24 protein-coding genes and 1 riboswitch are annotated in these 25,568 nt (G+C 67.3%); of the genes, 9 read left to right on the top strand and 15 right to left on the bottom strand.

What is annotated here, in order from left to right:
- The first annotated feature begins 7 nt into the window (after window positions 1–7).
- The gene (locus tag RF641_RS14815; protein WP_424573508.1) at window positions 8–1,654 is read left to right on the top strand and encodes an alpha-amylase family glycosyl hydrolase; all 1,647 of its coding nucleotides are present in this window, start codon (window positions 8–10) and stop codon (window positions 1,652–1,654) included.
- A gap of 47 nt (window positions 1,655–1,701) precedes the next feature.
- Here RF641_RS14815 and RF641_RS14820 read toward each other — a convergent pair whose 3' ends face one another.
- Complete coding sequence (locus RF641_RS14820) at window positions 1,702–2,151, bottom strand: hypothetical protein (protein WP_424573509.1); 450 nt, start codon at window positions 2,149–2,151, stop codon at window positions 1,702–1,704.
- Window positions 2,152–2,423: 272 nt separating this feature from the next.
- On the opposite strand from RF641_RS14820, the gene RF641_RS14825 reads away from it, so the two are divergent.
- The 6 genes from RF641_RS14825 to RF641_RS14850 all read left to right on the top strand — a co-directional run bounded on the left by RF641_RS14825 (window position 2,424) and on the right by RF641_RS14850 (window position 8,316).
- On the top strand, window positions 2,424–3,056 hold the full coding sequence (locus tag RF641_RS14825) for a TetR/AcrR family transcriptional regulator (RefSeq protein WP_113608103.1): 633 nt from the start codon (window positions 2,424–2,426) through the stop codon (window positions 3,054–3,056).
- Window positions 3,053–4,648, top strand: coding sequence for a carboxyl transferase domain-containing protein (locus tag RF641_RS14830; RefSeq protein ID WP_424573510.1), 1,596 nt, complete (start codon window positions 3,053–3,055; stop codon window positions 4,646–4,648). Before RF641_RS14825 ends, RF641_RS14830 begins: the two co-directional genes overlap by 4 nt.
- Before the next feature lie 2 nt (window positions 4,649–4,650).
- Complete coding sequence (locus RF641_RS14835) at window positions 4,651–6,624, top strand: ATP-binding protein (protein ID WP_424573511.1); 1,974 nt, start codon at window positions 4,651–4,653, stop codon at window positions 6,622–6,624.
- Window positions 6,617–7,117, top strand: coding sequence for a MaoC family dehydratase (locus RF641_RS14840; RefSeq protein ID WP_424573512.1), 501 nt, complete (start codon window positions 6,617–6,619; stop codon window positions 7,115–7,117). The genes RF641_RS14835 and RF641_RS14840 overlap by 8 nt, the downstream gene beginning before the upstream one ends.
- Complete coding sequence (locus RF641_RS14845; protein WP_113608107.1) at window positions 7,114–7,911, top strand: HpcH/HpaI aldolase/citrate lyase family protein; 798 nt, start codon at window positions 7,114–7,116, stop codon at window positions 7,909–7,911. The genes RF641_RS14840 and RF641_RS14845 overlap by 4 nt, the downstream gene beginning before the upstream one ends.
- A 249-nt stretch (window positions 7,912–8,160) precedes the next feature.
- The gene (locus RF641_RS14850; protein WP_424573513.1) at window positions 8,161–8,316 is read left to right on the top strand and encodes a hypothetical protein; all 156 of its coding nucleotides are present in this window, start codon (window positions 8,161–8,163) and stop codon (window positions 8,314–8,316) included.
- Window positions 8,317–8,379: 63 nt separating this feature from the next.
- Here the strand turns inward: RF641_RS14850 and RF641_RS14855 are convergent, their stop codons facing one another.
- The 9 genes from RF641_RS14855 to RF641_RS14895 all read right to left on the bottom strand — a co-directional run bounded on the left by RF641_RS14855 (window position 8,380) and on the right by RF641_RS14895 (window position 18,132).
- Window positions 8,380–8,817, bottom strand: a complete 438-nt coding sequence (locus tag RF641_RS14855) for a DUF6069 family protein (RefSeq protein WP_113608108.1) — start codon at window positions 8,815–8,817, stop codon at window positions 8,380–8,382.
- A gap of 150 nt (window positions 8,818–8,967) precedes the next feature.
- On the bottom strand, window positions 8,968–9,396 hold the full coding sequence (locus tag RF641_RS14860) for a DUF6069 family protein (protein ID WP_047120374.1): 429 nt from the start codon (window positions 9,394–9,396) through the stop codon (window positions 8,968–8,970).
- A 117-nt stretch (window positions 9,397–9,513) separates the two neighbouring features.
- Complete coding sequence (locus RF641_RS14865; protein ID WP_424573514.1) at window positions 9,514–11,244, bottom strand: HNH endonuclease; 1,731 nt, start codon at window positions 11,242–11,244, stop codon at window positions 9,514–9,516.
- 57 nt (window positions 11,245–11,301) lie between these two features.
- Window positions 11,302–12,519, bottom strand: a complete 1,218-nt coding sequence (locus tag RF641_RS14870; RefSeq protein ID WP_424573515.1) for an acyl-CoA dehydrogenase family protein — start codon at window positions 12,517–12,519, stop codon at window positions 11,302–11,304.
- 49 nt (window positions 12,520–12,568) lie between these two features.
- Entirely contained in the window at window positions 12,569–13,774 is a 1,206-nt protein-coding gene (locus RF641_RS14875; RefSeq protein WP_424573516.1) for an acyl-CoA dehydrogenase family protein, read from the bottom strand.
- Window positions 13,775–13,825: 51 nt separating this feature from the next.
- A riboswitch (SAM riboswitch) is annotated at window positions 13,826–13,916 on the bottom strand.
- Window positions 13,917–14,108: 192 nt separating this feature from the next.
- Window positions 14,109–14,942, bottom strand: coding sequence for an alpha/beta fold hydrolase (locus RF641_RS14880; RefSeq protein WP_047120377.1), 834 nt, complete (start codon window positions 14,940–14,942; stop codon window positions 14,109–14,111).
- A gap of 108 nt (window positions 14,943–15,050) precedes the next feature.
- Entirely contained in the window at window positions 15,051–16,217 is a 1,167-nt protein-coding gene (locus RF641_RS14885; RefSeq protein WP_047120378.1) for a glycerate kinase, read from the bottom strand.
- Between the two features lie 9 nt (window positions 16,218–16,226).
- Window positions 16,227–17,303: a sugar diacid recognition domain-containing protein gene (locus RF641_RS14890; protein ID WP_424573517.1), complete on the bottom strand. Its 1,077-nt coding sequence runs from the start codon at window positions 17,301–17,303 to the stop codon at window positions 16,227–16,229.
- 640 nt (window positions 17,304–17,943) lie between these two features.
- Window positions 17,944–18,132: a hypothetical protein gene (locus RF641_RS14895; RefSeq protein ID WP_047120380.1), complete on the bottom strand. Its 189-nt coding sequence runs from the start codon at window positions 18,130–18,132 to the stop codon at window positions 17,944–17,946.
- 94 nt (window positions 18,133–18,226) lie between these two features.
- Between RF641_RS14895 and RF641_RS14900 the strand changes: the two genes are divergently transcribed.
- Window positions 18,227–19,711, top strand: coding sequence for a SulP family inorganic anion transporter (locus RF641_RS14900; protein WP_053799046.1), 1,485 nt, complete (start codon window positions 18,227–18,229; stop codon window positions 19,709–19,711).
- On the opposite strand, the gene RF641_RS14905 is transcribed toward RF641_RS14900, so the two are convergent.
- Entirely contained in the window at window positions 19,708–20,631 is a 924-nt protein-coding gene (locus RF641_RS14905) for a GGDEF domain-containing protein (RefSeq protein WP_424573518.1), read from the bottom strand. The genes RF641_RS14900 and RF641_RS14905 overlap by 4 nt on opposite strands.
- A gap of 239 nt (window positions 20,632–20,870) precedes the next feature.
- Here RF641_RS14905 and RF641_RS14910 point away from each other — a divergent pair, with 239 nt between their 5' ends.
- A complete protein-coding gene (locus RF641_RS14910; protein WP_047120382.1) occupies window positions 20,871–21,566 on the top strand; it encodes an EAL domain-containing protein in 696 nt (231 codons plus the stop codon).
- On the opposite strand, the gene RF641_RS14915 is transcribed toward RF641_RS14910, so the two are convergent.
- The 4 genes from RF641_RS14915 to RF641_RS14930 all read right to left on the bottom strand — a co-directional run bounded on the left by RF641_RS14915 (window position 21,528) and on the right by RF641_RS14930 (window position 25,415).
- Complete coding sequence (locus tag RF641_RS14915; RefSeq protein ID WP_231735878.1) at window positions 21,528–21,749, bottom strand: hypothetical protein; 222 nt, start codon at window positions 21,747–21,749, stop codon at window positions 21,528–21,530. The two genes, RF641_RS14910 and RF641_RS14915, sit on opposite strands and share 39 nt — an antisense overlap.
- A 2-nt stretch (window positions 21,750–21,751) precedes the next feature.
- On the bottom strand, window positions 21,752–23,158 hold the full coding sequence (locus RF641_RS14920; protein ID WP_424573519.1) for a glycosyltransferase family 2 protein: 1,407 nt from the start codon (window positions 23,156–23,158) through the stop codon (window positions 21,752–21,754).
- Between the two features lie 147 nt (window positions 23,159–23,305).
- Window positions 23,306–24,922 (bottom strand): AMP-binding protein, encoded by a 1,617-nt coding sequence (locus RF641_RS14925; protein WP_424573520.1) that lies wholly within the window; start codon window positions 24,920–24,922, stop codon window positions 23,306–23,308.
- Window positions 24,923–25,073: 151 nt separating this feature from the next.
- Window positions 25,074–25,415 carry a DUF1801 domain-containing protein gene (locus RF641_RS14930; RefSeq protein WP_231735877.1) on the bottom strand — a complete coding sequence of 114 codons (342 nt, stop codon included), beginning with the start codon at window positions 25,413–25,415 and terminating at the stop codon, window positions 25,074–25,076.
- Window positions 25,416–25,568: the final 153 nt, after the last annotated feature.

Genomic DNA, 25,568 nt, shown 5'->3' on the forward strand with positions numbered 1-25,568 from the left:
AAAACCCATGACCATGCAGGAAACCGAAAAGCACTCCGCCATCGACGCCAGTTGGTGGCGCCAGGCCGCCGTCTACCAGATCTACCCGCGCAGCTTCGCGGACTCCAACGCCGATTCCCTGGGCGATCTGCCTGGCATCACCTCGCGCGTGCCCTACCTCAAGGAGCTGGGCATCGACGCGGTCTGGCTCTCCCCCTTCTACCCCTCGGCACTGGCCGACGGCGGCTACGACGTGGACGACTACCGCAACGTCGACCCGCGGCTGGGCACCTTGGAGGACTTCGACGCGATGGCCGCCGCCCTGCACCAAGCCGGCATCAAGGTGATCGTGGACATCGTGCCGAACCACTCCTCCAACCGCCACAAGTGGTTCCAGGCCGCGCTGGCCTCCCCAAAGGGCTCGCCGGAACGCGAACGCTACATCTTCCGCGACGGGCTAGGGGCCAACGGGGAACTGCCGCCAGCGGACTGGGAATCGGTCTTCGGCGGCCCGTCGTGGGCACCGGTGGGCGACGGTCAGTGGTACCTGCACCTGTTCGCCCCCGAACAGCCGGACTTCAACTGGGCGAACCCTGAGGTCCGGGAGGACTTCCTCACCACGCTGCGCTTCTGGTCGGACCGCGGGGTGGACGGCTTCCGCGTGGACGTCGCCCACGCGCTGACCAAGGACATCGCCGAGCGCGACCTGCCCACCAAGGCGCAACTGGACGCCATGCCGTGGGACGGAAGCCACCCGATCTGGGATCGCGACGAGGTGCACGAGATCTACGCCGAATGGCGCGCGCTGTTCAACGAGTACACCCCACCGCGCATCGCCGTGGCCGAGGCCTGGACCGACGCGGAACGCCGCCCGGCCTATGCCCGCTCCACCTCACTGGGCCAGGCGTTCAACTTCGACCTGCTGCAGGCCGATTTCCTCCCCGAGGCCTTCAAGAACATCATCACCTTCAACCTCGACCAGGCCGCGGCTGCAGGGTCCTCCACCACCTGGGTTTATTCGAACCACGACGTGGTCCGCCATGCCACCCGCTACGCACTGGAACCCGCCGGCGATCCGGAGGCCGCCCGCAAGTGGCTGTTCCGGGGCGCCGATGCCTCGGTGGCGGACACCGCGCTGGGCCTGCGCCGCGCCCGCGCCGCCACCTTGCTGCAGCTGGCTTTGCCCGGCAGCGCCTACCTCTACCAGGGCGAGGAGCTCGGCCTGCCGGAGGTGCACGAGATCGCCGACGAGCAGCGCCAGGATCCCACCTTCTTCCGCAACCGCGACGTGGATCTGGGGCGCGACGGCTGCCGCGTACCGCTGCCATGGGCAACTACCGGAAGCTCGCTGGGCTTTGGCGGCGGCGGGACGCACCTGCCGCAACCGGCCGTGTTCGCAGACCTGTCGGTCGCCGCCCAAGACGGGGTGCCCGGCAGCACCCTGGAGCTCTACCGTTCCGCACTGGCGCTGCGCCGCGAGCTGCAAAGCGGCGAATCGCTGGCCTGGCTGCCCTCCGCACCGGGGGTGCTGGCATTCAGCCGCCCGAACGGCTGGACCTGCATCACCAACTTCAGCGCCGAGCCGCAGGAACTGCCCTCCGCGCCCTTGCTGGCTAGCGGGGAGCTGGTGGACGGCAGGCTGCCGGCTGCCACCACCGCGTGGCTGCGCGGCTAAGCGACTGACAGGGCGCCGGGACCTCGAGGGTTCCGGCGCCCTTCGCGCTATTCCTGCCAGCGACGCCCTTCGCGGCCGGAAACCCAGGCAAAAATTCGGCGCAGCACGATGTTTTCCGGGTCGGCCTTGGGTACCTGGCGCCACCCGGGCCGTGACAGATAGGCCTCGATCTTCGCCAGTGCCCGATCGTACTCGGCGCGCGCGAAGACCAGCTCCTGCGGCATGAGTTCCAGCGGATCCCCGGGCACAGACTCCTCTGGTTCCTCGGGCTCGTCGTCATCAGCCGCCCAGTGCGGCCGCGACCATGTCACTTGCTCCGGGCCGAGGTCCAGATCGACCGCCAGATTACCGCATCCCAGATCGCCGCAGGCGCAGCAGACGTGGAGTTCGATTTCGCTCCCGCTCATCCGGTCATCACGACGACTGAAGTCCGCGCGGTAGGTCGCAAGCGTCTCCTTCAGCGGCCTGCGCAGAAATCTCCGGGCAAAGGGCGACACCCCCAGGCGCGCTCCGGGTCGACGATCTCCTCCAGGCTGCGCCCGTCGACCACGAGTTCTGCGCATTGTTCGCGCACGTTCCACCGCACGTCGATCCGGTTCATTCGCCCTCCCGAAGCCAGCCGCGGTACGGCCACCGCCAACGTTGTTCCATGGGCTCCAGCATATTCGCTGTCAAGAATCGTCGCTTCAACAGCAAAACCCAATCAAGTGATTGACATCACGTGGCGGCATGCGGTGTACTGGGGGTCAATCGATCGATTGGGAGCGGCATGCAACTGGGACAGATCCACAAGGCGGCGGTGTCCTGCTTTGCGCGGCAGGGGTTCGCGGCCACCGGGATCCGGGAGCTGGGCGCCGCGGTCGGGCTGAATTCGGCGACCCTCTACCACTACGTCGGCGGCAAGCAGGAGCTGCTGCTGGGCGTGATCCGCAACTGCCTGGACGCGATGATCGACGGCGCGCAGGACGCCATCGAGGACGCCGACCCCGCGCAACGGCTGGCCGCGCTGGTCGCCTTCCACGTCGGCTTCACCGCCACCAACCCGCAGACCGCGCGCGTGGCCGAATACGAGATGCGCTCGCTGTCCGGCGAGCACCGCGCGGCCATGCAGGCCCTGCGCGACGAATACGAGCAGCTGTTCACCGACGCGCTGGCCGACGGCGAGCGCGCGGGCCTGTTCCACGCCCCGGATGCGGGCATGGCCCGGCTGGCCATCATGGAGATGGGCACCGGCGTGGCGCACTGGTACCGCCCCGGCGGGCGGCTGGCCCTGGCCCAGGTGCAGCTGAACTTCATCCAGATGGCCCTGCGCATCCTGGCGGCCGACCCGGCCGTCCCTGAAGAGCTGCCGGTTCCCGCCCGGCTGGACAGCGAACCGCACGACCCCGAAGGAGCACGATGAAGACCCTGCCCACGCACGTTGACGCGGATTCCGAGGATTTCGCCCGCCGCCGCGGCGAGTACAAGCCGCTGGTCGACGAGCTCCATGAGCGCCTGGCACGGGCCGCGCGCGGCGGCTCGGAAAAGTCCCGGGCGCGTCACGTTCAGCGCGGCAAGCTGCTGCCCCGCGACCGGGTGGACCGGCTGCTGGATGACGGCTCGCCCTTCCTGGAGGTCGCGCCGCTGGCCGCGGAGGACATGTACGACGGGGCCAGCCCGGGCGCGGGAATGATCGCCGGCATCGGGCTGGTGCACGGCCGGCACGTGATGGTGGTGGCGAACGACCCCACCGTCAAGGGCGGCACCTACTTCCCGATGACCGTGAAGAAGCACCTGCGCGCGCAGGAGATCGCGCTGGAGAACAAGCTGCCCTGCGTGTACCTGGTGGATTCGGGCGGCGCCTTCCTGCCGATGCAGGACGAGGTGTTCCCGGACCGCGAGCACTTCGGGCGCATCTTCTACAACCAGGCGAACCTCTCCGCGGCCAAGATCCCGCAGCTGGCGGCGGTGCTCGGCTCCTGCACCGCCGGCGGCGCCTACGTGCCGGCGATGAGCGACGAGACGGTGATCGTGCGCAACCAGGGCACCATCTTCCTGGGCGGCCCGCCGCTGGTGAAGGCGGCGATCGGCGAGGTGGTCACCGCACAGGAGCTCGGCGGCGGCGAGCTGCACGCCAAGACCTCCGGGGTGGTGGACCATCTGGCGGACAACGACGAGCACGCGCTGCAGATCCTGCGCGACATCATCTGCACCCTGCCCGAGCCGAAGCCCCGGAGCGCCGTGTACGCCGAGCCGCTCTACGACGCGGCCGAGCTGGCGGGCATCGTCCCGGTGGACGTCAACACCCCCTACGAGGTGCGCGAGGTGATCGCCCGGCTGGTGGACGGCAGCGGGTTCCACGAGTTCAAGGCCGAGTACGGCACCACCCTGGTCACCGGGTTCGCGACCCTGTACGGGCACCGCGTGGGCATCATCGCGAACAACGGGGTGCTGTTCTCCGAGTCGGCGCTCAAGGGCGCGCACTTCATCCAGCTGTGCGACCAGCGCGGCATCCCGCTGGTGTTCCTGCAGAACCTCGCAGGGTTCATGGTGGGCCGCGACTACGAGGCGGACGGCATCGCCAAGCACGGGGCGAAGATGGTCACCGCGGTGGCCACCGCCCGGGTGCCCAAGTTCACCGTGGTCATCGGCGGCTCCTTCGGGGCTGGCAACTACTCCATGTGCGGGCGGGCCTACTCCCCGCGCTTCCTGTGGATGTGGCCTGCCGCGCGCATCTCCGTGATGGGCGGGGCGCAGGCCTCCAGCGTGCTGGCAACCGTCAAGCGCGACGGGCTGGAAGCCGCCGGGCAGGACTGGCCCGCACAGGACGAGGAGGCCTTCAAGGCGCCGATCCGCGAGCAGTACGAAACCCAGGGCAGCCCCTGGTACTCCACCGCCCGGCTGTGGGACGACGGGGTCATCGCCCCGGCCGACACCCGCCGCGTGCTCGGCCTGGCGCTGGACGCCTGCGCCGGGCAGCTGCCGGACACCACCTTCGGCCTGTTCAGGATGTGAGCATGTTCAACACAGTACTTGTCGCCAACCGCGGGGAGATCGCCGTGCGCGTGATCCGCACCCTGCGCGCGCTGGGCATCCGCTCGGCCGCCGTCTACTCCGACGCCGATGCCGGCTCCCCGCACGTGGCGGCCGCCGACGTGGCGGTGCGCTTGGGCCCCGCCCCGGCCGCCCAGAGCTACCTCGACATCGACGCGATCCTGTCCGCCTGCCGGGCCGTGGGCGCGCAGGCGGTGCACCCGGGCTACGGCTTCCTCTCAGAGAACGTGGACTTCGCCCGCGCCCTTGAGGCCGCCGGCATCACCTTCATCGGCCCGCCGGTTCACGCCATCAACCTGATGGGCGACAAGATCCGCGCGAAGAACCACGTCGCCGCCCACCGGGTGCCGACCACCCCGGGCATCGCCGAACCCGGGCTCGACGACGCCGCGCTGTCCGCCGCCGCGGCGGGCGTCGGCTACCCGCTGCTGATCAAGCCCTCGGCCGGCGGCGGCGGCAAGGGCATGGTGGCGGTCCACTCCCCCGAGGCCCTGCCCGAGGCGCTGGCCAGCGCCCGGCGCACCGCTGCCTCGGCGTTCGGCGACGACACCCTGTTCCTGGAGCGCCTGGTCCCCAGCCCCCGGCACATCGAGGTGCAGGTCCTGGCCGACGCCCACGGCACCGTCCTGCACCTGGGCGAACGCGAATGCTCGCTGCAGCGCCGGCACCAGAAGGTCATCGAGGAGGCGCCCTCCCCGCTGGTTGGCCCCGGGCTGCGGCAGAAGCTGGGCGCCGCGGCGGTCGCGGCCGCCGCCTCGGTGGGCTACGTCGGGGCCGGCACCGTCGAGTTCCTGCTCAGCGACGCGAACCCGGACGAGTTCTACTTCATGGAGATGAACACCCGGCTGCAGGTCGAGCACCCGGTCACCGAGCAGGTGGTGCGCGTGCGCGGGGCGAAGCTGGACCTGGTCGCCTGGCAGGTGCGCATCGCCGCGGGCCAGCGGCTGGACTTCAGCCAGGAGGAGGTCGGCCTGCAGGGGCACGCGATCGAGGCGCGGCTCTACGCGGAGGACCCGGCCGCCGGGTTCCTGCCCTCCGTCGGCACCGTGGAAAAGCTGCGGCTGCCCGGCGCCGTGCGCGTGGACGCCGCGCTGCGCGAGGGCCAGCAGATCAGCCCGCACTACGACCCGATGCTCGCCAAGGTGATCGCCGACGGGCCCGACCGCGCCGCCGCGCTGCGCGCCCTGGACCGGGCGCTGGCGCACACTGTGGTGCTGGGCGTGAAAACCAACATCGAGTACCTGCGCCTGCTGCTGGCCGATCCCGACGTCGTCGCCGGCAAGCTGGACACCACGCTGATCGAGCGCCGCAGCTTCGAGTTCCGCCAGCCCGGCCCGGCGCAGCTCGCGCTCGCCGCGCACCTGCTCAGCCCGGCGCCCGGCACCGGCCCCTGGGCGGCCGACGGCTGGCGGCCCGGCGCCCCGGCACCGCGGCGGATGCAGCTGGAGGCCGGGGGCCAGGTGCACGAGGTGTCGCTGTCCGACGGCACGGCGGTGGTGGACGGCGAGGCCCACGAGCTGCTCGACACCCCCAACGGCGTGCAGCTGGACGGGCAGCTGGCCGACACCTCCTGGGCGCGCGCGGGCGACACCCTCTGGCTGGGTTCCGAGGGCTGGAGCACAGCGGTGCGCCGCCTGGGCCGGCGCGAGCAGATCCGCCAGGCCCAAGCCGACGCGACCGTCTGCCCGCATGTCACCTCCCCCATGCCGGGCACCGTGATCGCGGTGAAGGCCGCCGACGGCGACGCGGTCGCCGCCGGGCAGGTGCTGCTGATCGTTGAGGCGATGAAGATGGAGCACCAGCTGGCCTCGCCGGCCGACGGGATCGTGCGCATGCCGGCGCTGAAGCCCGGCGATCTGGTCACCACCAAGCAGACCCTTGCCACCATCGAGCCGAGCGCCGATGATGAGCATACGCGAAAGGACGAAAATGGCTAACCGCATCGTGCAGCGCGGACTGTACCTGGACGAACTGAGCGTGGGCGAGCTCTACGAGCACCGGCCCGGACGCACGATCACCGAGTCGGACAACGTGCTGTTCACGACGCTGACCATGAACAACCAGGGGCTGCATCTGGATGCCGCCTGGGCTGCCACGCAGCCCTTCGGCAAGCCGCTGGTCAACTCGCTGTTCACGCTGGGCACCATGATCGGCCAGTCGGTGCCGCAGCTGACCGAGGGCACCATCATCGGCCAGCTGGGGCTGGACGCGGTCAGCTTCCCCCACCCGGTGTTCCACGGGGACACCCTGTACACCGAAACCGAAATCGTCGAGGTCCGCCCCTCGAAATCCCGCCCCGGCCAGGGCATCGCCACCATGCGGCACACCGGGCGCAACCAGGACGGGGTGGTCGTCGCGACCGCCACCCGCACCTGCCTGATGTGGACCAAGGCCGCCCACGAGGCGGCACTGAGCAAGGAGGAGCAATGAAACTCGGACCTGCGATCCTGTTCTGCCCGGCCGACCGGCCCGACCGCTACGCCAAGGCCGCCGACCGCGCCGACACCGTCATCCTGGACCTGGAGGACGCCGTCGCCCCGGAGCACAAGGAGTCCGCCCGGCAGGCGGTGCTTGAGAGCTCGCTGGACCCCGAACGCACCATCGTGCGCGTGAACCCGTTCGACACCAACTACATCGTCGCCGATCTGCGCGCGGTCAAGCAGGCCGGGTACACCCGGATCATGCTGCCCAAGTGCGAATCCGCCGAGCAGGTGCTGAAGCTGGATCCCTTCGAGGTCATCGCGCTGTGCGAAACCGCCCGCGGCATCAACGCCGCCGCGCAGATTGCGGCGGCCGCCAACGTCTCCGCGCTCATGTGGGGCGCCGAGGACCTGACCGCCTCGCTGGGCGGCACCTCATCGCGCCACCCCGACGGCAGCTACCGGGACGTCTCCCGCTTCGCCCGCGCGCAGGTGCTGCTGCAGGCCGCAGCGCACGGCAAGGGATCCATCGACTCGGTCTACCTGGACATCGCGGACCTGGACGGGCTGCGGGTCGAGGCCGCCGACGCCGCTGCCAGCGGCTTCACCGCCAAGGCCAGCATCCACCCCAGCCAGATGCAGGTCATCCGCGAGGCCTTCGCTCCCTCCGCGGAACAGCTGGATCGGGCGAGGCGGCTGCTGGCCGCCGCCGAAGGGAACGCCGGCGCCTTCACGTTTGAAGGGCAGATGGTCGACGAGCCGTTGCTGCGCCAGGCCCGGGCCATCGTGGAAGGTGAAAAGTGACGGCCTGTTAAGCACACCGGGCAAGCGGGCACCGTGCTGGCCTCCGACACCGACCGCTGAGCGTTTGGCGGCCCATGGCGCCTGCGCCTAGCGTTGATAATGTGCCGCCTGGACAGGCCATGCGCTTCGAACGCTCAAAGGTAGTTCGCCTCTTCCAGTCGCAAACCCGGCTACGACACCCTGGTCTTTTTCTGGTGCGCCATCATCCTCTGGGCTCTGGGCATTGCATCCAACAGTACCAACGCCTACTTGACGCTGAACGGTGCAATCACCATCAACTCATGGGGGCTGACGGTGGCCTCCATGTCGGCCCTCGGCCTTTTCCTACTGGCCGGAATCTTCTCCATCGTGGTCCTGCACAAGATCATCGCGATGCTGATCCATCTGGTCCACCGCCAGCCGTAGTCGCCCCGGGATGCAAAATCGGCACCGGAGAAGACCTCCGATGCCGATAGTTTCAACCTGTCGCTAGGCGATGGCGAGTGCCTGCGCTTCGGTATGCAGCTTCTTGTTTCCGTAGTGCACGGCGAAGAACCACGCCACACCGGTCATGATGTGGATGAGGCTCAGGGTGATGGCGGTGGCGGCGTCGGCGGAATTCATGATCGGGAAGGCGATCGACGCCACGGCGATGATCAGGCCGATCCACTGGGCCACCTTGGTGATGCCCTTCTTGGCGCGGCCGAGCAGGAACACCACGAAGCCAAGGACAATCACCGAAGCCCAGGTGTAACCCAGAACCTGGGCGAAGTGCACGACATCGTGCGAAGTTTCACCGATCTGCATGGAGGCTCCGGCCGAGCCGCCGATGAAAAAGATGATGACGTTGAGGTACCCAGCGCCGAGCGCGGCGATCGCTACCTGGATGAAGTTGAATGGGCTATTTGGGGTTCCCTGCGGGGCCATTGACGTTCCCTAAGATATCGTTGACAGTTCTCAACGATTCTATAGTCGAACACATCCAGCCAAAACCCTTGGGCCGGGTGACTTCTACAACACCCGTCCCGCACAGAAATATCCGCAAATTGACACGCCCCCAGAACGTGCCAAGCCCAATCACCCTGCCATGGCTCGCTCGTTGGCCCTCCTGTTGGAGTTGTTCACCGCGATGTACCAGCTGGCGCCGACGATCACGTGCATGACGGCGACCGCAACCGCGCTTCCTGCATCTTCGGCGAAGAACAGTTGCGTCACGGCCGAGAGGAGCAGCAGGGCAAGCCCGATCACCTGGGCGACGCGGCAGAAGCCCGGACGGCCGCGTGCGATGAGGAAGGTCAAGAAGCCGAGCACCACGATCGGAGGCACGGTGAACCGGATGACGTGGATGAAATCGAGGTTTCGGAACATCCCGTCGGAGAATTTCATGGATGCCCCGGCGGCCTCCGCGATGAAGAACGTGAGCACGCTCAGGGCCATGGCGCCAAAGGCGGCGATCAACACCTGGACGAAGTTAAACGGCATTTTGAATTTGACGTCAGCTTGCATGGCTGGACATCTCCTTTGATGTGAAAAACCGAATACCCGTTCTTTCACTGTACGCCCGAAAACAACCTTTGAACCCGACGATTTTACGGCTCGCAGTTTCGATCGCCCGAGATGCGCTCAGGCCTCGGCGATGGTCACTTTCAGCTTTCCGGATTTCCAGAGCTGGGTCGCTTCGGCGGCCCAGGCCAAGGCGCGTTTCGACTCGGCAGGCGTGAGGAAGTGCGTGTTGATGTGAAGCCGCTGCTCGGGGTCCACGCTCTTGGGCAGCAGCACCATGGGCCTGCTGCCTTCGACCTTGACTGCATGGAACAAGCCGCAGTGGCGCCCGATGTGGTGCACCGTGCAGTAGAGGTCGCCGCGGTCGATGTCCGTCCGGCCTCCCTTTTCCCATGCGTCCAAATGGTCGAGTTCGCAGCGTTCGGCGGGCATGGTGCACCCCGGGAAGGCGCAGCCGCGTCGTGCGGTGCGCAGGGCCTTGGCCTGGCTCTTGGAAAACAGCCGCTGCGAGCGACCGAGGTTGAGGATCCGGTCGCGCCCGTTCAGCACCACCGGGTAGATGCCGGCATTGCAGACCGCGGCCCTGGCTTCGCCTGCGGAAATCGGCTTGCCCGTGATGGTCACCGCGAAGTCCTGCCCCGTTTCGACCATCTTGTCGTAGTCGATGATGATGCCGACCTCGGTGGCAGAGCCTCGGCGTTTGCCGGTTCCGGCGGATCTTAGCGTCGCAAGCAGGCCCATCAGGTGGCGCAGTTCGGGCCGCATGTCCTCGAAGGGAACCAGCAGCTCGGCGGCTTCAGGGTCTGCCGGCGGTGTGTCCTCGGCGGTTTCTCTGTCGACGTCGAAGCCTTCATGATCAGTGCGGCCTGTATCCAGATCTTCGTGGTCCGGCTCTTCAGCGGCCGCGTCGTCGGCTTCCTTGGGGTCCTGCGCCCAATCCGGCATGGTCTCGGAATCGTCCCAGTCCGGCGGGGCGGGGTCGCCGTTTTCAGCGGCCAGGTCCTCGGCGGCCTGGCGGTGGAGTTCTTCGCGGTTGCCGGTCTCGGTTTTGGGGTTGTCCACCTTGCGCAAGTGCGCGTCGACCACTTCGGCCTGCGAGGGCAGCACCCGCAGCAGGTAGTGTTCCAGCCCCTTGCGACGGCCGAGCTTGAACAAGCCGATCTCGGAGAGCAGCGCGCCCAGCGGCCGCTTGCCGGACTTGAGCTGGTGGATCAGGTCGGCGACGTGCTTGCGGGCGGTTGCGGGCTGTTCGCGGATCAGCGCGACGGCCTCCGCCTGGATGTTGGCGCGCGCTTTCTGCCCGGCGGGGCCGGGGCCGAAGTCCTTCTGGGCGCCGTGGATCAGCCGGGAGGCGGAAAGCACCAGACGCGGGTCGGAGCGCGGGGCGGTGAATTCGGCGGCCAACTGGGGCAGCAGCGGCGCGGCGCGGTGCCCGGCGGTGGTGACCTGGGCGATGAGGCAGTCGGTCTGGGCCAGGCGGTCGCGGGCGGTGCCCAGCGGGATGCCCAGCCAGTTGTGCAGCAGCCCGGCGGTGTTCTTGTAGGGGGTGCGGCCCATGGTGGTGCGCCCGGCAGCGCGGGCGAGGTCCTCGGCGGAGGGGTGCTCGCCGGCGTCGGCGATGGCCTGGAAGGAGTCGGCGTCCAGCTGGTGGGCGCCGGTGCGGCGCAGCAGGTCGGCGGCGAAGAGCTGGGCGCGGGCGAACTCCTGGCCCAGCTGTTCGACAAGCAGCGCGAAGTAGGCGGCGTGGCCGGCGGGGAGGTCCGCGTCGGCCACGTCCGCCCAGGCCGCTGCGATGAGGCTGCGGGCCTCGGCCAGTTTCCCGACCGCTTCGGTGCTTGTGGAGGTCTGCATGTCCCCAGCGTGCGGCGGGCGCCGGGAGGGCCGGCCGCCGCAGCTGCGGATTGTGGATTACTTCGAGGCGCCGATCGCCCAGACGCGCGGCAGCTGCGTGCCGTTGGTCGCGAGGTCGCCGATCAGCCGCGCCTTGAACACCCACGGATTGTGGTTGCCGGCGGTGCGGGCGTTGCGCCAGTGGCGGTCGAGGTTCTTGGACACGCTGGTGGCGGAGGCGGCCAGCGCGTCGAAGGCGTGGGTGAGCGCGGTGAGCACCAGCGGGGTCAGCACCACCTGACCCTGGGCGGAGGCGAGCTCGGCCGCGTCGTTGGCGGCCTCGTCCTCCTGGATCGAGCCGCCGGAGTGCAGCGCGATCGCCGACTCGTAGGCGCCCTGCAGGGCGTGGGAGACGCGTTCCACGGTGGCCGCCGCGGCGAAGGCGGCCGCGGAGACCTCGCCGATGACCTGCAGCAGCTGCGGATCCTGCCCGGCGATGTTGGCCGCGGCGTGGCTGAAGGTGCGCTTGCGGGCCGCCAGCTGCGCGGCGAACTCGCGTTCGGCGGCCTTGGCGGAGCCGGCGAGCACCGCCAGCAGCACCTGCTGGTAGAACGCGGTCTGGTACTTGAAGCGGGTGTCGAACTCGATCAGCTCCTCCACCCCCGCGCCGGTGAAGGTGGAGGTGCCGGTGCCGGTGGTGCGCTGGCCGAAGCCGTCCCAGTCGTCGGCCAGGGCCACGCCCGGCTGGTGTCGGGAGACCGCGGCGATGACGCGGGTTCCGGTGTCGGTGCGCTGCGCGTAGGTGTCAAGCCAGTCGGCGAAGATCGATCCGGTGGAGTAGTACTTGGCGCCGGTGATCGTGAAGCCGCCGGAACCGTCAGGGCTGACCTTGGTGGCCACCTCGCCCACTGTCACCGCTCCGACCTCCGTCCAGGAGTTGCCGACCAGCTGGCCGGCGGCAAAGCGGGCCAGCCAGGTATCGCGCCCCGGGCCCGGGGCGGCGACCAGCCGGTCCTCCACGAACGCGAAGTGCGCGCGCAGCGCCTGGGCGATGTTGGAGTCGGCGGCGGCCAGGTCGGTGAGCAGTTCGAACAGCTCGGGCAGGGTGGCGCCGGCGCCGCCGTGGGATTCCGGGACGCGGATCGCGCCGAAACCGGCGGCGGCGAGGTCGGCGACCTCGCGGTAGGGCAGTTCGCCGGTGCGGTCGCGGTCGGCGGCGCCGTCGGCGATGGCCTGGAAGTGCGGGGCGAAGCGTTCGCGCAGCCCCGCCAGGCGGGATGTGGACAGGGCGATCATCTGGTGTTCCAATCGGTGTTGCAGGCAGGGTGGCGTAGGCGTCCAGTGTCTAGGTGTACAGCGAGAGCGGCTGCGATTCGCCGCGCAGGAAGTAGGCGCCGACCTCGATCTTCTTGTAGTCCACCGGGTCGTGCAGCGAGTGCGTGCGCACGTTGCGCCAGAACAGGTCAAGCCCGACGTCGCTCTTGGTGGAGGAGGATCCGGTGACCTCGAAGATGCGGTTGGCGACGTCCACGCCGGCCTCGCTGGCCACGACCTTCAGCTCCGCGATCGCCACCGCCAACTCGGCGCGCTGCGGCTGGCTGACTGCCCCGCCCAGCACCTGATCGAAGCGGCGGCCCAGCTTCTCCGCCAGCGCGGCCACCGCGGCAGTGCGGGCCTTCAGCTCCCCCACGGTGCGCTGGAAGACGACGTCCTGCGAATAGGTTTCGGCCTGCGAGAGGAACCAGGCGTTGGTGCGCCCCAGCAGGATCTGCCGGCCCCGCGCCAGCGCGCCCTCCGCGATGCCCAGGTAGAAGTTCGCGAAGGCCAGCTGGACGCCCGGGGTGAGCAGGGTGGCCACCGGCTCGTCGGTGACCGGGCCCAGCACGTCGGACGGCTCGATGCGCACGTTGCGGTACACCAGCGAGTTCGAGGCGCTCAGCCGCTGGCCCAGATAGTCCCAGTCGTCGACGATGCGCAGTCCTTCGGCCTCGCGCGGGACCACGAAGGCCAGCAGCTCGCCGCTGCCTTCGACCTCCGCGTTGACGACGATGACCTCGCCCACCCCGGAGCCGGTGGAGAAGCGCTTGGCCCCGTTCAGCCGGTAGCCATCGCCCTCGCGGGTCAGCACCAGGTTCGGGTCCACCGGGTTGACCGAGTCGCCCCACAGCCAGCTTCCCGCCACGGTGCGCCGCCACCAGTCGGCCTGCGCCTCGGCCGGGGCGTAGAACGCGATGGAGGACTGGTTGATGTAGTGGTAGGCCAGCAGCTGGGAGATCGACCCGTCGGCGGCGGCCAGGATGCGGATGACCTCGAAGGCAGTCTCGAAGTGCCCGCCGGCGCCGCCGAACTCGGCCGGGACCAGCAGCTCCAGCAGCCCTGCCTCGCGCAGCAGCTTCACCTCGGCGAAGGGCTGCTTGTTGGCGCGGTCGCGGGCCAGCGCGTCGGCGGCCAGGGTGCCGGCAACCTGGCGGGCGACGGCGCGCCAGTGCTCCAGTTCGGCCTGGCTGGCGGTGCCGGTGTACGGGACGCGGGGCAATGCGGTGACGGTCATGATCGGGCTCCTTGGAATTGGACTTCCGAGGGATACCGGGACGCGGCCCGGGCTCCATCGAACCTGGCGTTAGCACTCCCTGCGGATTGCAGGCTTGCTGCGGCGTCGCGGAGCCAGGTCTCTCAGCCGCTCTGGATGGTGTGCACCGATTCAAGCACGCCGCCGAAGCTTGAGGGAACCGCCCCGTCACGCGGCGGAACGCACCGCAAAACTGCGTCATATTGGGAGTTTGGAACCCGCGCCGGGCCCAGATCGCGACGGTGCGCGGCAGCATCCAGCCGTCGCACGACGTCATATTGGCGCACGCAGTGCCCGGGCCCGGCGGGCCTTGCTGCTAGCGGGAGAGGAAGCCGAGCAGCAGGTCGTTGACCTCCTTGGCGTGGGTCCACAACAGCCCGTGCGGGGCGCCATCCACCTCGTGGTACTCGGCGGCGGGCAGCGCCTCGGCGAAGCGCCGGCCGGTGACGTCCACGGGCAGGATCCGGTCGGCGGTGCCGTGCACGATCAGCGCGGGCACGTCGATCTTCGGGATGTCGGCGCGGAAGTCGGTGGTCCAGGTGTACTGGGCCGCGACCGAGGCGTAGGGCGAGGCGGCATAGGCCAAGGCCTTGTTCGCGGCCAGCGCCTCTTCGCTCAGCCGGTTGCCCAGGAAGGTCTCGGTGTTGAAGAAGTTCTCGAAGAAGCTGCTGAAGAACGCGTAGCGGTCGGTTTTGGCGGCCTCGGCCATCGGGTCCAGCGCATCCTGCGGCACACCCTCGGGGTTGTCATCGGTCTGCAGGATGAACGGTTCCAGCGAGCCGAGGAAGGCGGCCTTCGCGACGCGGGCCGAGCCGTAGGTGGAAAGGTAGCGGGCTACCTCGCCGGTGCCCATGGAGAAGCCCACCAGCACTGCGTCCTTCACGTCAAGCGTTTCCAGCAGCGTGTGCAGGTCGGCGGCGAAGGTGTCGTAGTCGTAGCCGACGGCCGCCTTGGAGCTCTTGCCGAAGCCGCGGCGGTCGTAGGTGATGACGCGGTAGCCGGCGCCGAGCAGCGTCGCGGTCTGCAGCTCCCAGGAGGATCCGTCCAGCGGGTAGCCGTGGATCAGCACCACCGGCTGCCCGGAGCCGTGGTCCTCGTAGTACAGCTCGATATCGGTGGTGTTCTCTTCTCCGACTTTCACGGTTGCCATGCTGGCCCTTTCTCCGACGAAGGGCGCGGCGGTTGCCGCGCTGCCTCCCACGCTAGGCATCGGTCCTCGACGGTGGCAAGGGTTTTGCGCAAAGCGACAGCGAGCGCTTCAGCGCAGGTAGGTCCGTGCGACGCTGAACGCGGTGCGCTCCAGCAGCTTCAGCGCGTCGGCGGACAGCTCGGCCAAACTCGCCGGGCCCGGAGCGATCGAGTAGGCCGCGAGGATTCCGGCGTCGGCCAAAACCTGGTCTTCCAGGCTGACCGATCCGGCGATCACGATAACGTCTCCCCCGGCGGCCTGCAGTACCCCGGATACCACCTTGCCCTGCAGGGACTGCGAGTCCAGCCGGCCCTCGCCGGTGATGACCAGATCCGCGCCGCCCATGATGCGGTGGGCGTCCAGCACCCGGGCGACCAGCTCCCACCCGGGGACCAGGTCGACCGCGAAGTAGCTGCCCAGGCTGAAGGCCAGGCCTCCGGCGGCGCCCATGCCTTCTCGGTCGCGCAGCACCCGGCCGGTGGCGGTTTCCAGCACATCGGCCAGCCGGCCCAGCCCGGCGTCGAGGGTTGCGACATCCTTCAGGGAAGCACCCTTTTGCGGCCCGAAGATCGCTGCGGCGCCGTTCTCGCCCAATAGCGGGTTGGTGACATCGCAAGCGATCTGCCACACTACCCCGGCGGCGCGCGGATCCAGCCCGCTGACATCGATGCTGTGCAGCTCGTTCAACGGGCCGCCTCCCGATTGCAGCTGGTTGCCGTCGGCGTCGAGGAACTTGGCGCCCAGAGCGGAAAGCAAACCGGTGCCGCCGTCGGTGGTCGCGGAGCCGCCCAGGCAGAGGATGATTTGCTCGGCCCCGAGGTCCAGCGCCTTGGATACCAGCGCGCCGAGCCCGTAGGTGGTGGCCGACAGCGGCTGGCGCGGCGCATCGGCGACCTGCGGCAGGCCGGCTGCTTCGGCTGCTTCGACCACCGCGATCTTCCCGTCGGCAGACAGCCCCAGCCGTGATTGCACCGGTCTGCCTAAGGCATCAGCGGTTTGCACCGGAACCGGTTCGGTGCCCCACGCGTCGATCAGCGCTTCCAGGGTTCCCTCGCCTCCGTCGGCGAAGGGCACCGCGGTCACGGAGATTTCACGGCCCAGGCTGCCGGCACCTGCGAGGAATCCGGTCCTGATGGCTTCGGCGACCTCGCTGGCGCGAGCGCTGCCTTTGAAGGAATCCGGCACCACGGCGATTTGCAACCCAGTGGCCGGCGAAGAGTTCGGTGTTGAGGTCATGCATTAACCCTATGGAGATTCCTCCACAAGTCCTATAGGCCGAAGCCCATACTTCAGCTGCTTCGAATACTGGAATATGTGCATTTCGCCCAGCCGGACCCGGGCGTAGATGGAGTTGAGCAAGGCCATCAGCTCGCCGGGAACCCGCGGGTCGCTGCCGGTGACCTGCTTGATCCGGTCCATTCGTTGGATCAGCGTATTGCGGTGGACCGTGAGCCTTGCGATGGCTTCGGACTGCGTCGAACTGGCGGCCAGCGCCAGCAGCGTGAACGCATGCTCCTCACTGATCTGGGCCGTGCGCCGGGCCAGCGAACGGCAGTACGCTTCCGGTGCTCTGGCCGCCGACAGCGCCATGTCCTCGTTCCAGAGCTCGCGAAGTCCGGCAGCCGGAACCAGCGCGGGCACCGCGCCCAGGGTCCGCAGGTTCTCGGCGTCGACCAGAAGGTCGCTGGGCTGTGTCCGAGGGGGCCCGAGGATCGCGCGGGCAGAAGCAGGATCCTCGATTGGACCGGAGGACAGCACCCATCGGGCATTGTTAATCGTCAATGCTGCTTCGTACTGCTCAGGCCCGTCCTCGTCGAGCAGCAGGCTCAGCGACCATGGCGCGCTCAAGCCCAGCTGCTCGAGCTGCTCAGCCAAGGCTTCGTCGCTCGCGGATCCCGACACAAGTCCGGAGAGCATGTCACTAATCTGGGTGGCGCGCACCGTGCTTCGGACATGCTCCTCGTGCTGGGTAAGCAGCAGCTGCACGGTCAGCGAAATCAGCTGGGCCAGCGACGCAACCTCCTGCGGTGCCCCTGTCACCCCCACGACACCCTGCACGACGCCGTCCGCATAAAGTGGCACGTTGACGCCCGGCAGCTGCCCGGACACCGGGTCGGCCTGGGCGGTGACAATTGTGCGGTTCTCCGACAGGGCCCTGAGCGCGTCCGGATGCGGGTTCCCCAACCGTTTAGGGTCGGACGAAGCGATGATGATCCCGCGCTCGTCCATGATGTTCAGCGGGTAGTCGACGCGCGGGGCGATGGTTTGGACAACACGCAGCGCCACCGTGTGGGTGAGTTTTCCTGTTGCCTTCTGCGCCATGCTTGGTAGTCTACCCACCATCTGACCACGCGTCTTTTGACAACGTGGAGGCTGAGCCAAGCTTCTGCACAGAGTCGGGCAGTAATGTCGTAGACACCTCCTTGAGGTGCGAGTGATGATCGTAAACTCCCGCCGGCTTCAGCCGGCGGGAGTTTTCACTTTCCTGCGTCCCATGGCTGATGCAGACTCTTTGCCTGCGCCGGGCTCGGGCAAAGCCGAGGCATAGCCTTGCTCCCTAAAATGGAAGTTACCTTCCTCAAAGGTGCGAGTGATGATGTAAGTCTGGCTCCGTTGCGCACGGCAACGGAGCCAGTATTTTTAAGAAACCTTCGAGCGCCGCATCACCGATGCGCCGGCATTCTCCAGATGGTGTCCAGGCCCGGCATAGGAACCGGAAGTGCAGTGAAGGTAACTCAAAAGGTGCGAGTGATGATCGAGAACCCTCCAACGAAATGATTTCGGTGGGGGTTTTGAGTTTAACGTCCGGCCAGCTGCGTGGACACCGCAGAAATGCTTAGCTAGCGGCTCGGAATTCCAAAGCTCCGGCACAGGGTGCATTCCTAGAATTGAAGTACCTCATAAAGGTGCGAGTGATGATCGTGAAGTTCCCGTTGGATTTCCTCCCAACGGGAACTTTTCTTTAACCGCCCTGGCCTTCGATATGCCAGCCTTTGCACTGTTCGCATGCGTAGGTGCCCAGCTGCTTGCCAGCTACCGTGGAATGCCTCAGCGCGGCCTTGAGCGCGATCGCGTTAGTGCGGTACCGCTGCTTCCCCGCGGCTTCACAGATATTGATGGTGCGTTTGGTGGGATCCTTCAATATGGCCATGGCAGTAATCTAACAGCCAAGCGCAGTGCTGGAACCTGCCGGGCAACTAGAATACATAGGTACGGAATTCGGCGAGCCAAAGAACAGGTCCACCATGGCAACGGCGGCATTGACCCCCTTAGAACGGCAGTCGGTGTGGCGAACCCTCAAGTCTCCCCGATTGCTGAAAACCGAGCTGCTCGCCGGGCTGGTGGTCTCGCTGGCGCTGATTCCGGAGGTCATCGCGTTCACCGTGATCGCCGGGGTGGATCCGCGGGTCGGCATTTTCGCCTCGTTCACCATGTCAGTTGTCATCGCCTTCACCGGCGGACGGCCGGCAATGATTACCGCGGCGGCTGGAGCGGTGGCCTTGGTGGTCGCTCCATTGGTGCGGACCCACGGCGTGGAGTACCTGTTCCCGGCCGTGATCCTGGCCGGAATCATCCAGATCCTGCTGGCCGCGCTGGGCGTGGCCAAGCTGCTGCGGTTCATACCGCGGCAGGTGATGATCGGCTTCGTGAACGGCCTGGCCATCTCGATCTTCCTGGCACAGATGCCCGAGCTGGTCGATGTGCCGTGGGCCGTGTATCCACTGGTGGCAGTCGGGATCGCGATCGTGTACCTGTTCCCGAAGCTGACCAACGCGGTTCCGGCGCCGCTGATCGCCATTGCGGTGCTCACGGCGGTGACAGTGTTCGCGAAGATCACGGTGCCCACGGTGGGCGACCAGGGCGAACTGCCCGAGTCGCTGCCGGTCTTCACGCTGCCCACTGTCCCGATCGACATGGAAACCCTGCGGATCATCGCGCCGTTCGCGGTGGCGGTGGCGTTCGTCGGCCTGCTGGAGTCGCTGCTGACGGCGAAGCTTGTCGACGACATCACCGACACGCCGTCGAACAAGACGCGCGAGTCCTGGGCGCAGGGGGCCGCCAACGTGGTGACCGGCTTCTTCGGCGGGATCTGCGGCTGTGCGATGATCGGCCAGACCATGATCGGGGTGAAGGTTTCCGGCGGGCGCACGCGCATTTCCACGCTGTTCGCGGGCGTGTTCATGCTGGTGCTGGCCGTGGCGTTCGGCGACGTGGTGGCGCAGATCCCCATGGCCGCGCTCGTCGCGGTGATGGTAGTGGTCTCCGCCGCGACTTTCAACTGGCACAGCATACGGCCTTCCACGCTGCGGATGATGCCCAAGAGCGAAACCTTCGTCATGCTCGTCACCGTGGTGCTGACCGTGGCGACCAGCAACCTGGCCATCGGGGTAGGCGCCGGCATCCTCACGGCGATGGTGCTGTTTGCCAACCGAGTGGCGCATTTCGTGACGGTCGACCGCAGGGTGGACGGGGACACCGCAATCTATACGGTGACCGGCGAACTGTTTTTCGCCTCGTCCAACGACCTGTACACGCAGTTCGACTACGCGCAGGATCCGCAGCAGGTAGTGATCGACCTAAGCGCCTCGCACGTGTGGGACGCCTCGACCGTGGCCGCGCTGGATTCCGTAGCCGCCAAGTACGCCGGCTACGGCAAGAGCGTCGAGGTCCGCGGGCTGAACGAGCCCAGCGCCAGGTTCCGCGACCGGCTCAGCGGCAACCTGGATTAGTCGCGCTGCTCCGCCCGCTCGCGCTTGGAGATATACATGGCGCGGTCCGCACGCAGGATGACCATGCTCAGGTTATCGTCCGGTTCCGCGGTGGCCACCCCAAAACTCCAGCTGTGCTCGGAGGATTCGTGGACGCGTTCCATGAGCTGCTGGGCCTGGTCGTATCCGGTCTGGGGCAGCAGGAGCACGAATTCGTCGCCGCCCAGCCGGGTGATCACATCGTTCTTGCGGGTCGCGCGCTTCAAGTGCCGGACCAGCCCGCGCAGCACCTCGTCGCCGGCCGCGTGGCCGAACTGGTCGTTGATCTGCTTGAAGCCGTCCATGTCCACCAACGCGACGCTGACCGGCTGGTTCTGCCGGCGCCCCTGGGCCAGGGCGGCATCGCCCATCCGGCCCAGCGCCCGGCGGTTGTAGGCGCCGGTGAGCACGTCGATTTCCGTCTGCTGCTTGAATTTGCGTTTCACGAAGCTGCCGACAAACATGCCGACCACGGTGAAGAACACCAGGCTCAGGACGTTAAGCAGGCCGTTCTGGTGCTCGGTGCCCACCGCCGGGCCGAACAGCAGCGAATAGGTGAGGGTGAAGACGAGGATGGGATAAATGGTCATCCGGGAGATCGCCGAAGGGAAGAGCCACGCCATGTACAGCGCGATCAGCGGGAATTCCTGGAGCCGGAAGACGAACTGCTCGTGGTCGACGGTGAAGCCCACAAAGTAGACGAAGGCCGTCAGTTCCGCCAAGGCGCCGAGGTAGGCGAGCCACAGCGGGAACGCGTCGCGCAGGATCACCACCAGCGTCACGACACCCAGGGCCCCGGCAAACCGCCCTACGGCCACCAGCTGCAGCGCTTCCGACGGGAAGGTCCTGAACAGGTTCAGGCCGTAGAAGACGGACAGGAAGCAGGCGACGATGCCGGTCACCGCGATCTCCATACTGGTGATGGCGCGGACTCGCGCAGGAAGCAGCCTGGAGCGCCATGAAATACCCGCCTGACTTCGGCTCTCTACCTGTTTTTCCAAGCCCCGCCACCCCATTGTCTACAAATTGTTCAAAAACGGACCGCATCGGATCGGCCGGATGTGTAAAATCTGCTTCGGGCGTAAGCTCCGGCTGACCTTGGCCAGACGCAACGTACGGTCCCTCACCCGTTAGGCAAATAGTGAAGTTCGTTTTCCAGCCCCTCATTGATCTTCGAAACAAAACTCTACTGGGTTTCGAGGCACTGACCCGATTCGACGACGGCCGCGGCCCTCAAGAGCATTTCAGCGAAGCCCGCGCCGAGGGCCGGATCGTCGAGCTGGAGCTGGAGGCCATCCAGGGAATCCTCGACGCCAGCCGCCAGCTGCCAGACGAGTACCTGGTCACGCTCAATGCCTCGGGCCCGACCATCGAGGCCTTCGCCGCTTCCGCGATGAAGCTTGATGGGCGGTTGGTTTGGGGGCTGGAGCTGAATGAGGAATCCGAGCCCTGCAGCTCCGGCCGCGCCCGGCAGTACGCCGATACCCTCGGGTGCCTGCTGCTGATCGACGACGCGGGCGTCGCCTACGCGAACCGCGAGCGCATCGAATGCCTGCATCCCGACATCGTGAAGCTGGATCGCAGCATGATCATCAACTACGAGTCCTCCGCCGAGGTACGCGGCATGGTCGCCAACCTGCTGGAGGCCGCCCGGGAGACCGGGGCCCGGACCCTGGCCGAGGGCATCGAGACCCCGGAGCACATCGAGCTGGTCGACCGGCTGGGCTTCAGCTACGCCCAGGGGTTCTACTACAGCCGGGGCCTGCCCGCCGCGGAGCTTGCAGATGCCATGCGCGATTTAAACCGGCGCGTCGGGATCGATACTCCGGGTTTCTGAGCGCCGCTCGCGCCCCCTGGAGCCGCCGAAGCGGATCGGCGGCAGGATCTTGGTGATGCCCAGGATCAGGTAGATCACCGTGTTGATCGCGACGAACGACGCCAGCACACTGAACCACTGCGCGTAGAGCACCGACTCGGGAAGCAGTATGCCTCGCGGGACATACATCGCTAATTCCATCATGACTAGGCTTCCTTTCGGGCCGGTGCGTGCTCGACGTGCTTCCAGTCGGCGCTCTTGGCAAATGCGATGTCCCAAACGCCCTTGAGGAACGCCAGATCCAGGAAGGCGTCGTAGACCAGCTCCGGCAGCACCAGCGCCGCCAGGAGCCGGGCCTTCCAGCCGCCGCTCCAGGCGGTGACCACGCGTTCAACCGCGAAGACCAGGCCGAGCAGCATCCAGAACGGGAACCACACCCAGGTGTCCATGGAAACAAGCATCAGCACCATCAGGAAGAAGTAGCTGAACAGGGCGATGACCCCGTAGCCGATGCCGATCTGCTGCGACCAGTAGCGCACGGTCTGCGGGGTGACTCCGTAGGCGCCCAGGTTCTCCAGCGCCCCGCGCTGCCAGCGCAGGCGCTGCGCCCAGAGCATCTTCCAGTTGGGCATCAGCTCGGTGACCACGGTGCACTCGTTCGGGGAGGTGATCAGCGCGCCCAGGGACTTCAGCGCGATGGTCAGCTCGTTGTCCTCGGTCAGCGCCGCGGTGTCGTAGACCTCGCCATGCTTGCCCGGGATCGTGGTGCCGCGGGCGGCGGCCACCTCGCGCAGCGCGGTGGCGCGGAAGACCGAGGCGGTCCCGGTGAGCACGAAAACGCGGCCGTCGCGGCGGGCGATCTCGCGCTGGTAGCGGGCGTATTCGTTGCGCTGGAACTGGCCCAGCACCCCGTGGCCCTCTTCGCCGTGGAACAGCCCGCCCACGGACATCAGCGCGCGGTCGGCGGTGAAGCGGTCGCGGGCGGTGGCCAGGAAGTCGGTGCCGATCTGGCTGTCGGCATCCATGACCATGACGCAGTCGTTGTCGCCCATGCCGGGCAGGATCTGCGCCAGCGCCTGGTTCAGCGCGCCACCTTTCTTGTGCTTGTTGTCCACGGATTCGAACACGTCGACGCCGTGCGCTCGGGCGACGTCCACGGTGCCGTCGGTGCAGTTGTCCGCGACCACCAGGATCCGGGCGGGCAGGAAGCTCTGCTGCTTCAGCGCGTTGATGGTGTGCCCCAGCGAGGCTTCCTCATTGTGCGCGGGAATCAGCACGGTGACGGTAACCGGCCCGGCGTACACGCCGCGGGTGCGGTCCATGATGCGCTTGGGCGCCAGCGGCCGGGAGGACTTCTGGATCGGGGTGCGGCGGTAGCGCAGGGTGACCACGCGTTCGCCGCCCACGACGAACAGGATGAGGACCAGGGCGATGAGCACCGCGCCAATGAGGATCGACAGGTCGGGCAACTGGGTGCTGTAGAACGTGGACCAGATGCCGCCGAGCTGCACCTTGACCGGGTGCCACATCTGCGGAGTCGTCCCGCTGGCGCTCAGCACCCACCAGAGCAGCAGCGCTGCCAGCACGACGATGACGATGACTGCGATACCCACGAGGCGACCGAAATGCTTGTGCATAACTATCTTTCGGAAATAGGCAAAATATTCAGCTGTGGGACCCCAGCTAAAACCTATCCCATCACCTACGAGTTCGTACAGGACTCGCCGTGCGGTGCACCGGGAATCCGCAGCTTTGCGCGCCTAGGAAAGACGAAGCTGCTGCGCGGCGTCCTCGCGCAACTGGTTCTTGCGGATCTTGCCGGTCACGGTGGTCGGGAATTCCTCCAGGATGCGCACGTAGGCGGGGATCTTGTAGTGCGCCAGATGCCCTTCGCAGTAGGCGCGAAGCTGCTCGACATCCAACGGTTCGCGCCCGGTTTTCATCCGGATGCAGGCGCAGATGGCCTCGCCGAATTTCGGGTCCGGCACTCCGATGACCGAGACGTCCTCGATGTCCGGGTGCTTGTAGAGAAATTCCTCGATCTCCGCCGGGTAGATGTTCTCCCCGCCGCGGATGACCATGTCCTTGATGCGCCCGACGATGGTGCAGTAGCCATCCTCGCGCATGACCGCCAGGTCCCCGGTGTGCATCCAGCCCTCGGCGTCGATGGCGGCGCGGGTTTTCTCATCGTCGTCCCAGTAGCCGAGCATCACGGAGTAGCCGCGGGTGCAGTATTCCCCGGTTTCGCCGCGTTCCAGAGTCTCGCCGCTCACCGGATCGATGACCTTGATTTCCACGTGCGGATGGACGCGGCCGATGGTGCTGGTGCGGTGCTCGAAGTCGTCGTCGCTGCGCGTCTGGCAGGAGACGGGGCTGGTCTCGGTCATGCCGTAGGCGATGGACACCGCGCTCATGCCCATGTCTTCCACGCAACGGCGCATGACCTGAACCGGGCAGATGGATCCGGCCATGATGCCGGTGCGCAGCAGCGAGAGGTCGTAGTCGGCGAAGTTCGGATGGTTCTGCATGGCGATGAACATGGTGGGTACCCCGTACAGGCCCGTGCACTGCTCCTCGGCGACCACCCTCAAGGTGGCTTCCGGGTCGAAGCCGGGCGCCGGAATGACCATGGCGGTGCCTCGGGCCACGCAGCCCAGGTTTCCCATGACCATGCCGAAGCAGTGGTAGAAGGGCACCGGAATGCACAGCCGGTCTTCTTCGGTCAGGTCGATCATGCCCGTGACCTGGTAGCCGTTGTTCAGGATGTTGTGGTGGCTGAGCACCGCACCCTTGGGGTAGCCGGTGGTGCCGGAGGTGTACTGGATGTTGATGGCGTCCCCCGGTGAGGTGGCTGCCAGCCGCTCGGCGAGCGCCTGGTCCGTTACGGATTCTCCCTGCGCCAGCAGCTCGTCCCAGTCCCCGGTGTCCAGGTAGACCACGCGCTCGAGGCTCGGGGTGTCGGCCGCGGTGGCCTGCACCATGCCCCGGTAGTCGCTGGTCTTGAACTGAGTGAGCGTGATGAGCATGCGCATCCGGCTGTGGTTCACGGCATAGGCGTATTCGTGGGTGCGGTAGGCCGGGTTGACGTTGACCAGGATGACGCCGAGCTTGGCGGTGGCGAACTGGGTGAGCACCCATTCGGCGCAGTTCGGCGCCCAGATGCCCAGCCGGTCCCCCGCGTGCAGCCCGGCGGCGAGCAGCCCCTTGGCCAGGCGGTTGACGTCGGCGTCCAGTTCCGCCCAGGTCCAGCGCCGGCCGGCGGCGGCGTCGACAAGCGCCTCGCGCGCCCCGATGCGGGAAGCGGTGTCCTGAAGCGTCGCGCCGATGCTCTTATCGAGCAGCGCTGGTTCGTTCTCGCCCTTGGCATAGGCCTTCATGCGTGTACTCCCTGGGTCTTCAGCGGATGGGCGGCAGCGGCGCCGTGGTGTCCGGCGTCACATTCCACACCCTAACGCGCGGCCCGTGTCCAGCCAAGCAGCGGCGGACCCTGTGCCTGTCCACCGACGCTTCCCGCCATCGGGGTCGGAGCTAGCCGGCCGCCTTGGCCACCAACTCCCGGATGCGCTGCTCCGTGGCATCGTCCAGCGAGGTGAGCGTCCAGGCTACTGGGTGCATGTGTGCGCCCTGTTCGAAGGCGGGGTTCGCTACCTCGCCGAAGCCGAAGACCAGGTAGTCCTTGTCCGGCTTGATGTAGCAGACGTCCTTGCCGTCCTTGACATAGAACGGCAGGCCCCAGCGGACGACGGGCTCCAGGCCGGGCGCGGTCTCGCGGATGATGGCGTGAAGGCGTTCGGCGATCCCGCGGTAGGGTTCCGGTGCCGAGGCGAGCTTGGCGAGGACCGCGTCGTCGCCCTTTTTACCGAAAATCATTGGCTGGCTCCTTCAGGTGGCCGGTGGATGTCCACGGGGCAGGCTTAGATGCGCCACGCCCCGCCTGCAATTCTAGGTCCTGCCTCCGGCGGCATGCAGAAGAATTTTTTTCGCGTCTGAATTCGCCGACAGCGGCCAACTGCCGCTTCCTGC

This window comes from Arthrobacter sp. 'calajunan' (genome assembly GCF_046940185.1).
In the GTDB taxonomy this organism is placed as follows: Bacteria; Actinomycetota; Actinomycetes; order Actinomycetales; family Micrococcaceae; genus Glutamicibacter; species Glutamicibacter soli.

What these genes read in the sequence shown, in the direction of transcription:
- RF641_RS14830 (WP_424573510.1), top strand. Translation starts at nt 3,053, where the DNA reads ATGAAGACCCTGCCCACGCACGTTGACGCGGATTCCGAGGATTTCGCC.
- RF641_RS14870 (WP_424573515.1), bottom strand. Translation starts at nt 12,519, where the DNA reads ATGATCGCCCTGTCCACATCCCGCCTGGCGGGGCTGCGCGAACGCTTC.
- RF641_RS14875 (WP_424573516.1), bottom strand. Translation starts at nt 13,774, where the DNA reads ATGACCGTCACCGCATTGCCCCGCGTCCCGTACACCGGCACCGCCAGC.
- RF641_RS14855 (WP_113608108.1), bottom strand. Translation starts at nt 8,817, where the DNA reads ATGGCCCCGCAGGGAACCCCAAATAGCCCATTCAACTTCATCCAGGTA.
- RF641_RS14860 (WP_047120374.1), bottom strand. Translation starts at nt 9,396, where the DNA reads ATGCAAGCTGACGTCAAATTCAAAATGCCGTTTAACTTCGTCCAGGTG.
- RF641_RS14825 (WP_113608103.1), top strand. Translation starts at nt 2,424, where the DNA reads ATGCAACTGGGACAGATCCACAAGGCGGCGGTGTCCTGCTTTGCGCGG.
- RF641_RS14815 (WP_424573508.1), top strand. Translation starts at nt 8, where the DNA reads ATGACCATGCAGGAAACCGAAAAGCACTCCGCCATCGACGCCAGTTGG.
- RF641_RS14845 (WP_113608107.1), top strand. Translation starts at nt 7,114, where the DNA reads ATGAAACTCGGACCTGCGATCCTGTTCTGCCCGGCCGACCGGCCCGAC.
- RF641_RS14925 (WP_424573520.1), bottom strand. Translation starts at nt 24,922, where the DNA reads ATGAAGGCCTATGCCAAGGGCGAGAACGAACCAGCGCTGCTCGATAAG.
- RF641_RS14835 (WP_424573511.1), top strand. Translation starts at nt 4,651, where the DNA reads ATGTTCAACACAGTACTTGTCGCCAACCGCGGGGAGATCGCCGTGCGC.
- RF641_RS14900 (WP_053799046.1), top strand. Translation starts at nt 18,227, where the DNA reads ATGGCAACGGCGGCATTGACCCCCTTAGAACGGCAGTCGGTGTGGCGA.
- RF641_RS14895 (WP_047120380.1), bottom strand. Translation starts at nt 18,132, where the DNA reads ATGGCCATATTGAAGGATCCCACCAAACGCACCATCAATATCTGTGAA.
- RF641_RS14880 (WP_047120377.1), bottom strand. Translation starts at nt 14,942, where the DNA reads ATGGCAACCGTGAAAGTCGGAGAAGAGAACACCACCGATATCGAGCTG.
- RF641_RS14840 (WP_424573512.1), top strand. Translation starts at nt 6,617, where the DNA reads ATGGCTAACCGCATCGTGCAGCGCGGACTGTACCTGGACGAACTGAGC.
- RF641_RS14890 (WP_424573517.1), bottom strand. Translation starts at nt 17,303, where the DNA reads ATGGCGCAGAAGGCAACAGGAAAACTCACCCACACGGTGGCGCTGCGT.
- RF641_RS14885 (WP_047120378.1), bottom strand. Translation starts at nt 16,217, where the DNA reads ATGACCTCAACACCGAACTCTTCGCCGGCCACTGGGTTGCAAATCGCC.
- RF641_RS14930 (WP_231735877.1), bottom strand. Translation starts at nt 25,415, where the DNA reads ATGATTTTCGGTAAAAAGGGCGACGACGCGGTCCTCGCCAAGCTCGCC.
- RF641_RS14915 (WP_231735878.1), bottom strand. Translation starts at nt 21,749, where the DNA reads ATGATGGAATTAGCGATGTATGTCCCGCGAGGCATACTGCTTCCCGAG.
- RF641_RS14865 (WP_424573514.1), bottom strand. Translation starts at nt 11,244, where the DNA reads ATGCAGACCTCCACAAGCACCGAAGCGGTCGGGAAACTGGCCGAGGCC.